Below are 15,119 nucleotides of genomic sequence, written 5' to 3' on the forward strand. Positions count from 1 at the left end.
CTTTTTAGCAATTGAGTTGGCCGCACAAATTTATGGACTAACCTTTGCCACTCCCTGCTAAAGTCCTTATAATTGAGCACAATTTTTCTCTAATTTTAAGTGGAAGACCATGAGTCGCGCCATATCGCATATTGATACTTTCCAAGGCTTAATTCTTGCCTTACAAAACTACTGGGCGGAGCAAGGCTGCGTCGTGTTACAGCCTTACGACATGGAAATGGGTGCAGGTACATTCCACACTGCAACTTTCCTACGCGCATTAGGGCCTGAAACTTGGAACGCTGCATACGTTCAACCTTCACGTCGTCCGAAAGACGGTCGTTATGGTGAAAACCCAAACCGTTTGCAACATTACTACCAATTCCAAGTGGTACTTAAGCCAAACCCAGACAACATCCAACAGTTGTATCTTGACTCGCTTAAAGCGATCGGAATTGATCCGTTGGTACACGACATTCGTTTTGTAGAAGACAATTGGGAATCTCCAACGCTTGGCGCGTGGGGCTTAGGTTGGGAAGTATGGTTAAACGGCATGGAAGTGACGCAGTTCACTTACTTCCAACAAGTCGGTGGTGTTGAGTGCTACCCTGTTACTGGAGAAATCACTTATGGTTTAGAGCGTCTTGCAATGTACTTGCAAGGTGTAGACTCAGTTTACGATTTGGTTTGGACTAAAGGTCAGTTTGGTACAGTGACTTATGGTGATGTATTCCATCAAAATGAAGTTGAACAGTCGACTTATAACTTTGAATACGCACCTGTTGATAAACTGTTTGAACTCTTCGACTTCTATGAAACTGAAGCAACACGTTTAATCGAAGCAAAACTTCCACTTCCTGCGTATGAGCAAGTGGTTAAAGCGTCGCATAGCTTTAACTTACTCGATGCGCGTGGTGCGATTTCTGTGACAGAACGTCAGCGTTATATCTTACGTGTACGCACATTGGCACGTTCAATTGCAAATGCTTATGTGGCTGCACGTGCGGAACTTGGTTTCCCAATGGCAGAACCAGCATTACGTGATGAAGTATTGGCACAGTTAAAGGCACAAGTTGAAGCAGAAGCAAAATCTGAGGAGAGCAAATAATGTCTAAACATACCGTTTTGTTCGAATTAGGTTGTGAAGAACTTCCACCAAAAAGCTTAAAAAAATTACGTGATGCACTGCAAGCTGAAACTGTAAAAGGCTTAAAAGATGCAGGTCTTGCATTCGACTCGATCGAAGCCTATGCAGCACCACGTCGTCTTGCCCTTAAAATCGTAAACGTTGATGGCGCGCAAGCGGACACGCAAAAACGTTTTGATGGCCCTGCGAAACAAGCAGCGTTTGATGCTGAAGGTAACCCAACTAAAGCGCTTGAAGGCTTTATGCGTGGTCAAGGCATCACGGTTGATCAAATCTCGACTTTTCAAGCGGGTAAAGTCGAAAAAGTTTGCTACTTAAAAGATGTCAAAGGTCAAAGCCTTGATGCTTTACTTCCCCAAATTTTACAAAATGCATTGGACAATCTTCCAATTGCGAAACGTATGCGTTCAGCGGCAAGCCGTACCGAATTTGTACGTCCAGTAAAATGGGTGGTATTGCTTAAAGACAACGACGTTGTTGATGCAACAATTCAAGATCACAAAGCAGGTAACGTAACTTTCGGTCATCGTTTCCATGCACCTGAAGCAATTACTTTAACGCATGCTGATGAATACTTAGCGAAGTTAAAAGCGGCTTACGTTGTGGCAAACTTTGAAGAGCGTCAAGCAATCATTGACGGTCAAGTCAAAGCTTTAGCTGATGAAGTAAATGCGATTGCGATTGTACCTAGCGACTTACGTGACGAAGTGACTGCACTGGTTGAATGGCCTGTTGCGCTTCGTGCAAGCTTCGAAGAACGCTTCCTTGCTGTTCCTCAAGAAGCACTCATCACAACAATGCAGGACAACCAAAAGTACTTCTGCTTAGTAAACAGCGACAATAAACTTCAACCATACTTCATTACTGTCTCAAATATTGAGTCGAAAGACCCGACACAAATTATTGAAGGTAACGAGAAGGTTGTTCGTCCACGTTTGTCTGATGCTGAATTCTTCTTCTTACAAGACCAAAAACAACCGCTTGCTTCTCGTAAAGAGAAATTAGCAAATATGGTCTTCCAAGCAGAATTGGGTACGCTTTGGGACAAATCGACACGTATTGCAAAACTCGCTGTTGCTTTAGCGCCAATTACAGGTGCAAACCCTCAAGACGCTGAAAAAGCTGCGCTTCTTGCAAAGTGTGACTTAACCTCAGAATTAGTGGGTGAATTCCCTGAACTTCAAGGGATTGCAGGCACTTACTACGCACGTCTTGAAGGCGAAAATGACGAAGTTGCTGAGTCTTTGGGTGAGCAGTATTTACCTAAATTTGCAGGTGACGTTTTACCGAAAACCAAAACAGGTACAACGATTGCCCTTGCTGACCGTTTAGATACACTCACAGGTATTTTCGGTATTGGTCAAGCGCCGACAGGTTCTAAAGACCCGTTTGCACTACGTCGTTCTGCAATTGGTATCTTACGTCTAGTGACTGAAAACGAGCTTGATGTGTCTATTGAAGACCTGATCAAACTAGCACTCGCTGCTTATGGCGATGTATTGAAAGACCACGATAAGACTTTGGCAGATGCAGTTGCATTCCTTGAAGGTCGTTACCGTGCGAAATACGAAGACCAAGGCGTTGCTGTAGATGTGATTCAAGCGGTTCAAGCCTTGTCACCAAAATCACCACTTGATTTTGATAAGCGTGTAAATGCGGTAAATCATTTCCGTGCATTACCTGAAGCGGCTGCGCTTGCTGCTGCGAATAAGCGTGTTGCCAACATTCTTGCGAAAGAAGCTGCACCTGAAGGCGCTGTGGTTGAAGCAAACTTGGTTGAAGATGCTGAGAAAGCATTGTTCGCTGAACTTGCGAAAATCACGCCTGTGGTTGAGCCATTATTTGCTGCGAAAGACTACACTGCTGCGTTGTCTGCACTTGCTGCACTTCGTGCGCCTGTAGATGCATTCTTTGATGGTGTGATGGTCATGGCAGATGATGCTGAATTAAAAGCGAACCGTTTACGCATGCTTGCTCAACTTCGTGACTTGTTTACGAAAGTTGCTGATATTTCAGTGTTACAGCACTAAGGTTCAGTTAAATAAAAAAACCCGCTTTAAAGCGGGTTTTTTTATACATTAACAGATCGACTTCGAGTAGAGGCCTTGACAATTCTTCCTGCTTCTCGTGCTTCTTCTTCACCTGAGTCAGCAATCATAGAAATAACATCTTCAATATCATTTGGATACATTGAAAACTCAATTGACACGCATGTTCCTGTGAAACCATTTACTCTTTCTTCGTTCTCAGTTTTTTTATTTTTTATAATCATTGTTTTACCTGAACTCGAGAGAGTCATACGGCCAAAGTTTTTAGCTAAATGTTGTAAAACATATAAACCAAATCCCGAATTACCATGTATATTTTTATCTTCATCTAAATTTAATGTTCTGGATAATCCTGCCTGTAAAGCAATTTTTAAAAAATTTTCCTTATCCACATCGATCTGAGCATTACTTAGTGAACTAAGAATCCCTATTCCTTCATCAACAACAGCAATTTGAGCTCTATTATTTTTCCACCTTTGTGCGCATACATAACAAACATCTCTTTCTGAATGCTCCAAAGCATTCCTTATTGTCTCTCTAATGGAATAAGCAATTGTTAAATAAACTTGTTTATTAAAATTTGCTCCTACTAACACCCGAGCGACATAAGCTGCTTCTTCCTGAATCAAATCTTGTAAACTTTTCCCAGTTTCGAAACTTTCATTTAATAGTACTTGTTTATCTATCTTTCTAATTGGAACAAAGCTCTCACCAGCTTTTACCTGACCAATCTTGTTACCAAAATTTACACCGATAAAATCAAAAAAGCCTATATGTGCCAAATACCCGATTGAATTATGTGTTTGATTAATTGAAATAAGAGTATTTCTGATTCCTCTAGCTTTCTTAAAGTCTCTGAGTATTAATGCTAAACAAAGAATAGTCTGAGGATCATAAAAATTAACACCAGTTAGATCAATAACCACTTTTTCAGCATAATAATTCTCTTTTAATTTATTATTGAAATCATTCAGAATTGATAGAGTTAAATAGTTTGCTTCTAATAAGATAGTGTTCTGATGAATTGTCATATATTACTCTTCACTTCCAAAAATAAACTCTTTTATATTTATTAAAAGACACAACCCCAATCTTCTCCCTATAGGCAATGTTATTTAAAATTCATATACTTAAATTTATATAGTTCAGAATATAAAACTTATGATGAAAACTCAATCTTTAGTTATTTCAGCTTTAACATGTTTAGCTCTTACAGCCTGCTCTTCAATACCATCAAATCCCAATACCCCTATCGTATTAGAACAACACAAAAACATTGCTGTTGAGCCTGAAACCAAAGACAACTTAGCACGACTCATCAAACAAAAAGAAAACTGTCTGATCGAGTTCACTGGCAACTTTGCAACAGGCAAAGCCACTGAATACTGGTTCTTCCAAGGGGAGCAACTGATGTCAGCGCATTCAAATTTAGATGCTGATGTCGAAAACAAACAAACCGTGTTTGATATTCAAGATTCAGTAAAACAAACCAATTTCAACGCGCTCAAAAACCACTTTAAAGCGAAAAATCTTCAACAGTGTGAACATTTCTAAGACGCTAAAAACCATTCATCTGATCATTCATAAACTAGAACAGCACAATTGGCTAAAACCAACTGTGCTTTTTTTATAAGAGGGGAGTATAAAGTGACTCGACCAATGCCAAGTCTCACAAAAGATAGGTTTGAGTGAAAGGCTATCTCAGGTAGTTTCACATAAGATTAAAAAAATCGAATGATGCAAATTTCAATTATGACTTGGATTTGATTATACCTAAACCGTAAAGTGGCCATTTATGATTAGGTTTAATATTATTCACAATCATCGCAATCAATACTAAAGCCACAGATCCTAAAAGCACAGGAAATATGAGGAAATTCCATCCATAGCTGATTGAATCTGCTGTCAATAAAATGACCAATGGATTTGCTCCTGCTGGAGGATGCACACATCTAAAAAATTGCATTAAGGCAATCGCACAACCGACTGATAAAGCTACAGTCAAAATCGAATCATGAAAGAACTTAAGAAAAAATAGACCGATAAAAGCAGAAATAAAATGACCGAAAATCACATTTCTAGGTTGAGCTAATGGCGACTGTGATACTGCATAAAGAATTACACAAGTTGCGCCAAAAGGCGCCATGATATAAATATTTCCCGTTAATTTACTCAACAAAAGTAGCAAAAAAATACTAATTGTTCCTCCAATAAAGCTCCGAATCATTTCGTGCGGTTTAGGAAAAGCAGTAAGTTTTTCTTTTCCTTCAAAAATTGAAAGCATACTGATATCGCCTTTTTAATATTGTTTTAAAAGCATAATACAGATAAAATAAAAATAGTACAGATCTGTACTATTTTTATTTTCAGGATTGCAAGGATGTCAAAATCAGCATTAAAAATTCTTGATACAGCAGAAAAACTATTTAACCAAAATAGCTTTGTTGGCGTTGGTGTAGACTTAATTCGAGATCAATCAGGGTGTTCGAAAACCACGATGTACACGTACTACAAAAATAAGATGCAGTTGGTTGAATCCGTTCTCAAAGCTCGTGATGAAAAATTTAAAGCGAGTTTGTTTCAATATATCGGCAAATCAGAAGGTCTTGCTGCAATAAACAAAATTTTTGATTGGCATATGCAGTGGTTTCAACAAGACTCCTTTAAAGGATGCTTATTCGTTAGAGCTGTTGCTGAATCGAACCAAGATGATAAATCTATAATCTCAGTTGCTCAAAATCATAAGCAATGGATAAAAGAATTAATATCAACACATTGCTTGAATATGGGCCGACAAAACTTATCCGAATTAATTTACACACTAATAGAAGGATTAATTAGCCGATTCTTGGTAGATGGATTTGATCCTCAACTTGGTGCTCTGATTAAGAAAAATATAAATCATCTATTCGAGCAATGACTTTGATTTAAAGCTGCGCATATTTTGCCTAAATCAGTATTGCTTCAGATATCAGAGTAAAAAAATTTGATTAATCACGATTTTTCATAAAGGTGAAAGTCTCACATAGCGCTGAGTTTCTACAGTTTCAATAAAAGCTCCTGATTGGCATAAATGCTCACAATTTATAATTTTCTTTAGAAATCAGATAGAAGAAATATCTTCTAAATTATGATTAAGTTATATACAGTTGTATTTTTTAAACTGACCCAATCAATATTTTTTTATATTAAAAATAAAATACTTAATCAAAACATCATTGCCAATCCGACAAACAGCAAGACCCCAACTTGTTAGTTAAACTAAACAGTGATACAACATCAAAGCCTAATCTGAATTATCTTTTTTGATCAGATTAGGAGACATAAAAATAAAATGAATGGAACGATTTGGCTTTATGCATATTTCATTCTTCACTCAAGCACGACTACAAAAATGAAAAACAAAAAGGAATTATGTAATGAAATTGCTAAATTCTTTCTATGCTGCTGTTGGCATCGGCGTCACGATACTTGCGACCACCATTGGCATAGCGAATAAAACAATTAATCCAACTCCAAATGTGACACCAGACTTAAGCTATTTAAGTCCTCAACCCGACCCAGTGACCTCCCCAGATGTCACACTCCCAGGTACTCCCGTTGCATTAAAAAACACTCGACTCGGAACTAGACAATCTCCGAGTCAACCTCAAGTCCCATTACTTTCCAATGCCAATGCTCAATGGCAATTGTATGATCGACCTGCTGAATATCCTAAGTCGGTGACCTTGCCAGCACAGTGGATTACCATGCGTGATGGAACGCGAATCGCCACTTATGTCACGCTCCCTGCCGATGAGTCAGGTCGTCCTATCAATGCAAAATTCCCTGTGATTGTTATTCAAACGGCCTATAGCGCAGGGGTTGCAGGTAAGGTTTCAGCAATAGCAGGTGGTGCAGACCCTGAAATGGTGAAACGTGGCTACGCAACAGTCGTTGCAGATGTTCGTGGAACAGGTAACTCTACAGGTAAGTGGGAAGCTTTTGGCAAAGTCGAACAACAAGATGCTTATGAAATTATTGACTGGTCAAGTAAACAAAGCTTCTCTGATGGAAATGTCGGCTTATATGGCGTTTCTTATTTAGGAATCACGGCGATGCTGGGTGCAGCGACACAACATCCAGCAATCAAGGCAGCGTTCCCAATCGTACCTATGGGAGATGCGTACCGCGATATTCTTTTCAATGGCGGGCAGCTAAATACGAACTTCATTCCACTTTGGATGAGTTTAATTACACTGTTGGGTACTTTACCGATTGATACCTTGGTGCAAGATCCGATTACTGGAAAACTGACCGCACTCGATAAAATTATTAACAGTACAGAGTTTCAAATACCGCTTTTTGCCAATGCTCTAAAAGGCAAAGCTGATGCCTTTGATAATGACTTTTGGCAAGAAAGATCGCTGTTAGAACAAGCCAATAATATTAAAGTTCCGACTTTTATTGTCGGGGGAACACGTGATTTGTTCCAACGCAGTGAACCGCTTTGGCATGAAGCATTAAAAGGTCATACCACAGTAAAAACCTTTATTGGACCTTGGGCACACATTCAAGCCGCACAACTTTTCCCAAGTTTGCCTAAAGGTAATGTACCGCGTTTAGACAAAATGCAACTTCAATGGTTTGATCAATATTTAAAAGGCATCAACACTGGCGCTGAAACTCTACCTAATGTCACACAATGGGTGCACGGTTATGAAGATTATGTCGTCAGTACGGATTGGCCGCATGTAGCATTAGAACCTGATCGTTTATTCTTAAATACACGTGGAAATCTTGCAAAAGATCGACCAACGTCAAGCTCTGGTGAAAACTACTTATTACAAGCGCCAACTTTCGGTTTATGCTCAAGTACTGTTGAACAAGTTCTCATTGGTGCAACGTCTATCCTACCGTTCCCATGTCTGGAAAATAGCAACTTGGCGAATATTCCTGCTTCAGTCTTTAACTCAGTACCTTTAACTGAAGACTATTATTTAAATGGACCGATACAAGCTGACTTATGGATTTCATCCAGCTCTAAAGACAGTGGTTTAGTCGTACGTGTATCCGATGTGGACCCAAGAACGGGCAATGCTAAAACATTAAGCACGGGTATTATCACAGCGTCCATGCGTAAAGTTGACGAATCACGTTCTCGTTATATCAAAGGACAAATGATTCAACCTTGGCATACATTTAAAGCATCTGATATTCAACCTTTGGACAAAAACAAGCCAGTCTTGGTCAATGTTGAGATTCCAGCAACTGCTGCGCTTATTCCTAAAGGACATCGTATTCAAATTTCGGTGGTTTCCAGTGATGTATGGAAAGGCGTTGCCCCATTACCAAGTTTAACTTCATCGCTTTTGGGATCGATTTCGATCTATTCGAATTCACAATACCCATCGAGCGTAGTTTTACCAAAAGTCCCGACTCAATATCTGAAGCATTAATTTTTAGATTTCTTATAAACAGCGTCTGAGCATGAATCCATGCTCAGACTTTTTTATGTTGAATATATTGGTTTGATCAACACCTGTCTTAGAATCGGATGATAAACTTTACTTTTAATTTTGTTGTCCACGATCCAATTCACACGATGTAGCGTTGTATCCTAAGAGCCTTTAAGCGATACAAGATGAATAAAAATTGTAGCTTTAGTCATTAAAACTGCCGAAGCACAACGTTACAGATACATTTCAACATTGAAACAGCCCCATCGCTCATGTAGTTTGCTTGGAAACTGATAAAAAATTCAAAAGTTTTGTACAGATGAGGCGATTGAGTCACAGCGCCACCCATACAGAACCGAGAAGAGGATCCTTCATGAACATAATGAAAACGATGCTGGTAAGTTGTATTACGCTATACTCAGCAACTACATTTGCTCAAGACTCTACTTTAACAGGCAACAATCCTGCTTACGGTGACAATCCAAATTTAGCCAAAGTACTTGCAGTCAAAGCACAAGAGACTTTGCAAAATACAGCCAACACCGTTGATGATGCGACCAAGCGTGGTATTGCTAAAATCAAACCATCCGTCGATTCAGCTTGGCAAAACACCAAAGAATTCACCAATGAAAAAGCGGTTGCATTACGTGACGGTGCTCGTCAAGGCGTAGATACAACTGTTAAATCTGTGCAGCATGTTAAACAGAACCTCGTCGGAGCAGGTGGTGTTCCCATCGAAAGAGGCAGTTTGAGTCAACCTAACCCAACGACAGCACCTGCTGTCACTGCCTCCCCTGCTCCAACTACTGCATCGGTCGCTTTACCCGTTCAAGAAAATTCAGTCAACCTTGAAACTGCGCAATCAGCCAACACCACGCTAGCAAGTCAAAATCAAGCACCTGAAGCAGAACCGACCATTCAGCGTCAAAGTGTTGCTTTACCTAATAGTGGAGCTACCAACTCTAGTCCAGCTGTAGATGACAGTGATGCAGGTGTCCCACGTTAACCCATGTCGTTTTATTCAAACCTAAGTGGAGTTTATTTATTAGGTTGAGTTTATTTATATCTCTTCAAGAAAAAAGGTGCTTCTCACAGCACTTTTTTTATTGCTTAACTTCAGTTGACTTGACGGATCGGCTGACCCGCTTTAAATGCAGCTGCGTTTTCCTGTACTTGTTGCACAATGCGTTGACGTGCTTCAACGCTTCCCCATGCACTGTGTGGTGTAATAATGAGATTAGGGATATCCGAATTCAATAACACATTGCCTTGCTGAGGCGGTTCTATACTCAATACATCAGTCGCTGCCCCTGCGATTCTCCGATTGATTAGTGCTTCCGCCAATGCTTGTTCATTCACAATGCCACCACGAGCACAATTAATTAAATATGCACTTACTTTCATTAGACTGAATGCTTCTGCATCAATTAAGTCGCGTGTTGTTTCAGTTAATGGACAATGTAAGCTAATAAAGTCTGATTGACGCAGCAAGCTTTCTAAACTGACACGATCAGCGGCTGCAGGTCGTCCTGGTAAATGAGCCACAATCACCTTCATACCAAAGGCTTCAGCCAATTTCGCTACGGCTTGACCAAGCTCACCATAGCCCAAAATCCCTAAGGTCTTACCATTCAATTCAGCAATGGGGAAATCTAATAAACAGAATTGTGATGCTTTATTCCATTCACCCGCACTAACTGCACGATCATATTGAATAAAAGACGTTGCCAAGTTCAGCATCAACATCATGGTATGTTGAGCTACAGCGGCAGTACCATATGCCTGACAGTTACATACCACAATGTTTTGAGCTTTTGCTTGGATTAAATCGACATTATTGGTGCCTGTGGCTGAAATTAAAATTAATTTAAGCTGCGGTCGTTGTTGCATCATGTCTGCCGTAATCACCACTTTATTGGTCACCACCACATCTACATCCGCAATGCGTTCAAGCACTTGATCTGGATCAGTGCGCTCAAAGAATGTTACCTCATCAAAGACTTGATACCACCCCGAAAAATCTAAATCATTCTGATCGAGAGAGAATTGATCCAAAAAAACAGCTTTCACGTTGAACCTCAGCAATATTGATCTGCATTTCGACTGCAAGATTTTCATGATAATTCAACTGATTGTAAGCTTAATTGTAGGTCAACAATAGCTGATTTGACTGTTTTTTTGTCTCAGATTGCGTCGTTGCTGCACGCTGTGCTTTTAGGGAAAATTGATCTTCTTTCAGCGCATTTAAATATGCCGTTGCCAAACGATACGCTTCTTCACAAATACGTTCAGAAATCCGATCTTCTGTGTAATAACCATGTTTCATACAAGTAAAGATCATTTCAATAATGATCAACATACTGTCAGGTTGTTGCGGTAAATAATCATCTACCCGAATTGCTTTAAGTGCATCTCTTAAATCTTGACTGAACTGTTTGAGTTCCATTTGATGACGTAAATATACTTGTCGGTTCAGGGGTCCTGATAAAATCAATAATCGGGCCACAGCAGATTCATTATAAAACTTGGCAGTGGTCTCAATCACAGCTGCAGCCACCATTCGACCATAAGCCGACATACTTTCGTGCGGATGTTCTCGTATGACGTTTAAACCAGCTTCCTTAAGCAAGCTTACCAGTTTCTGCAAATGCAACTGTGCCATATGATGCAACAGATCATATTTTGTCGGAAAGAACTGATAAATACTGGCTCTTGGAATTTTTGAAGCATTGGCAATTTCAGGAATTGAAATTGACTCTAAGCCCATTTTAACTAAAAGTTTTTCAGCAGTTTGAATCACCTGCATAACACGGCGATGTGTACGCGATTGTTTTGGAGGATTCATTCCTGTTTCAGTTTTTACAATTTTCTTTTTATTCATCTGTCCCACCTAAATTCCATTTATATGGGTTTTTTGTGCTCAAGTAGACACGTCAAAGATGCATGAATATTCCGATATTCATAAATACATCATCATTTGAATCATTTAAATTCGTTATATATTGCCTGATCTTAACAATGAAACAGAGTCTTTCCATCGCTTTCGTTACAAAATAAACACGGGTAAATTTTAAACAATATCGCTTTTTACGACAGATTGAGATCTATCACACACTCTATATTTTTTTACTTAAAGACAAAAAAAGCGCCGAAGCGCTTTGATCAATTGCTATGAAAAATTCAGCCTTACTCCACTGAAAATTTTTCTGCCTCACCAACAGTGTCTGATTCAAAAATACAGTTTCCTAACTCATCGCAGTGCATATAGAGATGCTTATAACTGATACTAAAGAAACCTTCGCCCTTTTTCACAATCAAAGGGCTCATATCCGCACTCAGCGCATCATCCATTTTGATCAATTTGGTAACACGGCGATCATTCATACAAATGAGATAGTGCTGTTTTTTAATTTCAATCTGGGCCAATCCAGTACTTTCCACATGTAATGGAATAATGTACTTACCATTAATATCAATCACATGTTGTTCATAGCTTTCTAATTTTTGGGTGATCACGTTAAAGACCAAGACTTTGCCAAAGCTGTCATGAAGTTGTGTTTTATTTTCAAATGGCAAATGAATCGAAATACCAAGCTTTTGTAAATCTTGTTCATCAACTCTTTTATTGGTCAGTAAGATACGTGTAATCGTCTGTTTAAGACTGGCATCAAAAAAGCTACTGTCTAGTTGTAGATCGATGGTTTTTAAAATATTACCTAATGCTTCATTGTGGGTGCCAAGCAGATGTGCGATCACGCTTCGATAGTAAAATTTACTGTTCTTTTTAACTGCTCGAATCTGGCGATAAAAGTAGGTTGCATCAAATTCATGTTCAATAAAATCATGCAATAACGCAGAATTTGCTAATACAGCAACCGCATCATGACCCGTATAAGGTAAATGAAGTGTATTGAGTTGAGGAATAAGTGGCTTAATCTTTTCATAATGCTCGCGATCCAGATCAAAGTAAGGATCATAAACCACGATATATTCTGCATCGCACGCAATATCTGTAGCGGCAATTTGCATGTCAGCATTGACCTTAGGATCGTAAAAATCAGTATAACGGCGGTCTTCAATTTCAGCAGGATTAATTGAATATTGCGGCACCATTGAAACCACACGTGCTGCGCCCAATAACTTACTGTACTTAATCGCTGCGTAGCCGCCCATAGAACCACCATAAGCCACGATACGCTGAAATTGATTCAACAAAGGCGATATTTGCTTGATCAAAGCTTGCATGCTCTGTGATGGGAACCATGACTTTTGTTTTGGCATGATACCAATGACATTGTAGTCATATTTGGCTAAGGATTTTTCAGCATTAATGGCATTGCCTTTGGCACGACTGATCAAGTCACCAAAAGAGAGAACCAATGTTTCTGTTGTTCCTTTTAAATAAATTGCTCTGATGTGTTCGTCTTCAAATACTATTTGCTTATCCATTGCAATTCCAAAAAAGGGTTCTCATCATCTGGTTTGCAAAATGAATCAATCGTTCACTTGCTTACATCACATTGTCGGTGTCATATTTTATAGATACTGTTCAGATTAAAAAGCGCAAAATATGACACATTCACTTCATCCTGCTGCTGAAAATGGGTTTAGTTCTGCGGCTGAACTTTATCAACAAGTCCGACCAAATTATCCACAGGCTATCGTCACGTGGTTGAAAGATGAGTTGAATATTCATCCTGATGCAGTTGCGATTGACTTAGGTTCAGGGACAGGAAAATTCCTGCACTATCTAAAACAAGTCACCTCGAACATAATCGCCGTTGAACCGATTCCAGCAATGCTCGAACAATTGAAAATAGTACATCCTGAGGTGAAGACACTACAAGCATCAAGCCATCAAATTGCGCAATCAACGCATAGTGTTGATGCTATTTTATGCGCACAGTCATTTCATTGGTTTGCTGGACGCCAAACATTGCAAGAAATTCATCGCCTTCTTAAACCTCAAGGACATTTAGGTCTAGTCTGGAACCAACGAGATATCTCAGTGGATTGGGTCAAAGCATTGGCGGATTACATCGAACCTTTTGAGTCCGATACGCCACGCTTTCACAGCAACCAATGGCAAAATGTATTTCAGCAGCAAGAATTATTTGAATTCCAAAGTTTAAGCACCTTCACTCAGCATCAAGTCGGCAGTGTTGAACAGGTCATCAGCAAACGACTCTTATCTACCAGTTTTATTGCGGCAATGTCAGCGGCAGACCAAGCAAAAATGAAGACAGCATTTGAATCGATCGTATTTGAACATACGGGACTCATGCTCCATGATGAAGTTTCCTTTCCTTATATCACTTATGCCTATCACTATCGTGCGCGATAAACTAAACTTAATCTCGATCATTCATTAAAAAAACCAACAGAGGATTGACTCTCATGACGGCAAATCTTCACCCTATTCGACTTTCGATATTTGCACTCTGCTTGAGTATGCCTTTCATGCTCATTGGATGCCAAAAAACAGAACAAAACCCTCAGACCGAACAAAAAGAATCCGTTGATCCATCTGTTGAATTGAAAACACAAATTGAAGCACAGCCGATCAAATCGTTTGAATCCACTCCAAATGACGCACATGACGTTGCTTTGCTGAATCAATATGATCAAAGTTTTGAGCAATTAAGTGATGAGCTAGACGCAGAACTTCAGCAATTAAAAGCAGATGGCAATTTAAATGCGGATATGGAGTTTCAGCGTAAACGAGATCTCATTCAGTCCTCCCTCAATATGTTGAAAGAATTAGATCTTAAGACGGAACAAGGTAGATATATTCAAGGCTTATTTTATCAATACTGGGAAAATCAGATTGAGGTCTATCAAGAGCTCGAACAGTCTCCCGAAGATGAGCTTCGAAATCCTAAAGATGCAATTCGAAATATGAGTGATTATTATACTGCGAAAGCCCAACTCCAACATTGGAGTCAAAATACTAGTGTCACGAAAGAACAATAGCGTACATAGTAAAAGTACAGCACAATTTTAGAAACAGTCTTCTGCCTGCTTAAGAAATACGTACTCGACATTGCCACGATGTTGGGGCATCTGTTTGAGTACGGTCTTGAGCAACTTCCCAAGGTCGCACATACGCCAATTCAATGAGTTCCTGACCAGGCTTTAGCGCAGTCAGCTTCACTGTCTTTTCACCTCCAACGCCTACCATCGCTTTTGATTTTTCAGTCGCCAAATATTGTTCTTCAACTTTAAAGAGATGAAGCGGTTGCATAATTTGCCATTGATAACCCGTACTTGGATTTTCTGCTGCATTAAATTCTAAGGTTTCACCCACTTTCATCACCAATAGTGCAGGACAATTTTGCTGATCAGTATAGTGATGGGACTCCGCTTGCACTTCAGAGACTGGGTTTTGACATGCGGCAAGACTACTCCCGAGTACGCCAATACATAAACTTATCCATAAGGATGTCTTGCCAACGCTCATGATCCACACTCTCTCATTTCTCTAATGATGAAGACTTTGAGCTGAAA

At 39.5% G+C, this 15,119-nt stretch carries 14 protein-coding genes; 8 read left to right on the forward strand and 6 right to left on the reverse strand.

The genetic code is table 11. The features are described from left to right. Window positions 1-109: 109 nt before the first annotated feature. Window positions 110-1,087: a glycine--tRNA ligase subunit alpha gene (gene glyQ, locus AC1M9B_RS07410; protein WP_035264216.1), complete on the forward strand. Its 978-nt coding sequence runs from the start codon at window positions 110-112 to the stop codon at window positions 1,085-1,087. Further along, the gene (glyS, locus tag AC1M9B_RS07415) at window positions 1,087-3,156 is read left to right on the forward strand and encodes a glycine--tRNA ligase subunit beta (protein WP_481608878.1); all 2,070 of its coding nucleotides are present in this window, start codon (window positions 1,087-1,089) and stop codon (window positions 3,154-3,156) included. Before glyQ ends, glyS begins: the two co-directional genes overlap by 1 nt. 41 nt (window positions 3,157-3,197) lie before the next feature. Here glyS and AC1M9B_RS07420 read toward each other — a convergent pair whose 3' ends face one another. After that, the gene (locus AC1M9B_RS07420; protein ID WP_481608879.1) at window positions 3,198-4,205 is read right to left on the reverse strand and encodes an ATP-binding protein; all 1,008 of its coding nucleotides are present in this window, start codon (window positions 4,203-4,205) and stop codon (window positions 3,198-3,200) included. Window positions 4,206-4,335: 130 nt separating this feature from the next. Between AC1M9B_RS07420 and AC1M9B_RS07425 the strand changes: the two genes are divergently transcribed. After that, window positions 4,336-4,728 (forward strand): hypothetical protein, encoded by a 393-nt coding sequence (locus tag AC1M9B_RS07425; RefSeq protein ID WP_481608880.1) that lies wholly within the window; start codon window positions 4,336-4,338, stop codon window positions 4,726-4,728. A gap of 196 nt (window positions 4,729-4,924) precedes the next feature. Here the strand turns inward: AC1M9B_RS07425 and AC1M9B_RS07430 are convergent, their stop codons facing one another. Further along, window positions 4,925-5,458 (reverse strand): HPP family protein, encoded by a 534-nt coding sequence (locus tag AC1M9B_RS07430; RefSeq protein ID WP_481608881.1) that lies wholly within the window; start codon window positions 5,456-5,458, stop codon window positions 4,925-4,927. A gap of 96 nt (window positions 5,459-5,554) precedes the next feature. On the opposite strand from AC1M9B_RS07430, the gene AC1M9B_RS07435 reads away from it, so the two are divergent. The 3 genes from AC1M9B_RS07435 (at window position 5,555) to AC1M9B_RS07445 (ending at window position 9,618) form a co-directional block, all read left to right on the forward strand. Continuing rightward, window positions 5,555-6,094, forward strand: a complete 540-nt coding sequence (locus AC1M9B_RS07435; protein ID WP_481608882.1) for a TetR/AcrR family transcriptional regulator — start codon at window positions 5,555-5,557, stop codon at window positions 6,092-6,094. Between the two features lie 499 nt (window positions 6,095-6,593). Beyond that, entirely contained in the window at window positions 6,594-8,612 is a 2,019-nt protein-coding gene (locus AC1M9B_RS07440) for a CocE/NonD family hydrolase (protein ID WP_481608883.1), read from the forward strand. Between the two features lie 373 nt (window positions 8,613-8,985). After that, window positions 8,986-9,618: a hypothetical protein gene (locus AC1M9B_RS07445; protein WP_481608884.1), complete on the forward strand. Its 633-nt coding sequence runs from the start codon at window positions 8,986-8,988 to the stop codon at window positions 9,616-9,618. A 110-nt stretch (window positions 9,619-9,728) separates the two neighbouring features. On the opposite strand, the gene AC1M9B_RS07450 is transcribed toward AC1M9B_RS07445, so the two are convergent. The 3 genes from AC1M9B_RS07450 to AC1M9B_RS07460 form a co-directional block, all read right to left on the reverse strand. Next, entirely contained in the window at window positions 9,729-10,682 is a 954-nt protein-coding gene (locus AC1M9B_RS07450; protein ID WP_481608885.1) for a 2-hydroxyacid dehydrogenase, read from the reverse strand. A gap of 70 nt (window positions 10,683-10,752) precedes the next feature. Then, window positions 10,753-11,493 (reverse strand): TetR/AcrR family transcriptional regulator, encoded by a 741-nt coding sequence (locus AC1M9B_RS07455; RefSeq protein ID WP_481596187.1) that lies wholly within the window; start codon window positions 11,491-11,493, stop codon window positions 10,753-10,755. 305 nt (window positions 11,494-11,798) lie between these two features. Next, a complete protein-coding gene (locus AC1M9B_RS07460) occupies window positions 11,799-13,061 on the reverse strand; it encodes a hypothetical protein (RefSeq protein ID WP_481608886.1) in 1,263 nt (420 codons plus the stop codon). A gap of 121 nt (window positions 13,062-13,182) precedes the next feature. Between AC1M9B_RS07460 and AC1M9B_RS07465 the strand changes: the two genes are divergently transcribed. Next, window positions 13,183-13,956, forward strand: coding sequence for a class I SAM-dependent methyltransferase (locus tag AC1M9B_RS07465; RefSeq protein ID WP_481592250.1), 774 nt, complete (start codon window positions 13,183-13,185; stop codon window positions 13,954-13,956). A 53-nt stretch (window positions 13,957-14,009) separates the two neighbouring features. Further along, window positions 14,010-14,585: a hypothetical protein gene (locus AC1M9B_RS07470; RefSeq protein ID WP_481592251.1), complete on the forward strand. Its 576-nt coding sequence runs from the start codon at window positions 14,010-14,012 to the stop codon at window positions 14,583-14,585. A gap of 49 nt (window positions 14,586-14,634) precedes the next feature. On the opposite strand, the gene AC1M9B_RS07475 is transcribed toward AC1M9B_RS07470, so the two are convergent. Continuing rightward, a complete protein-coding gene (locus tag AC1M9B_RS07475) occupies window positions 14,635-15,072 on the reverse strand; it encodes a protease inhibitor I42 family protein (protein WP_180028899.1) in 438 nt (145 codons plus the stop codon). Window positions 15,073-15,119: the final 47 nt, after the last annotated feature.

Source organism: Acinetobacter sp. ANC_7513 (genome assembly GCF_056779915.1).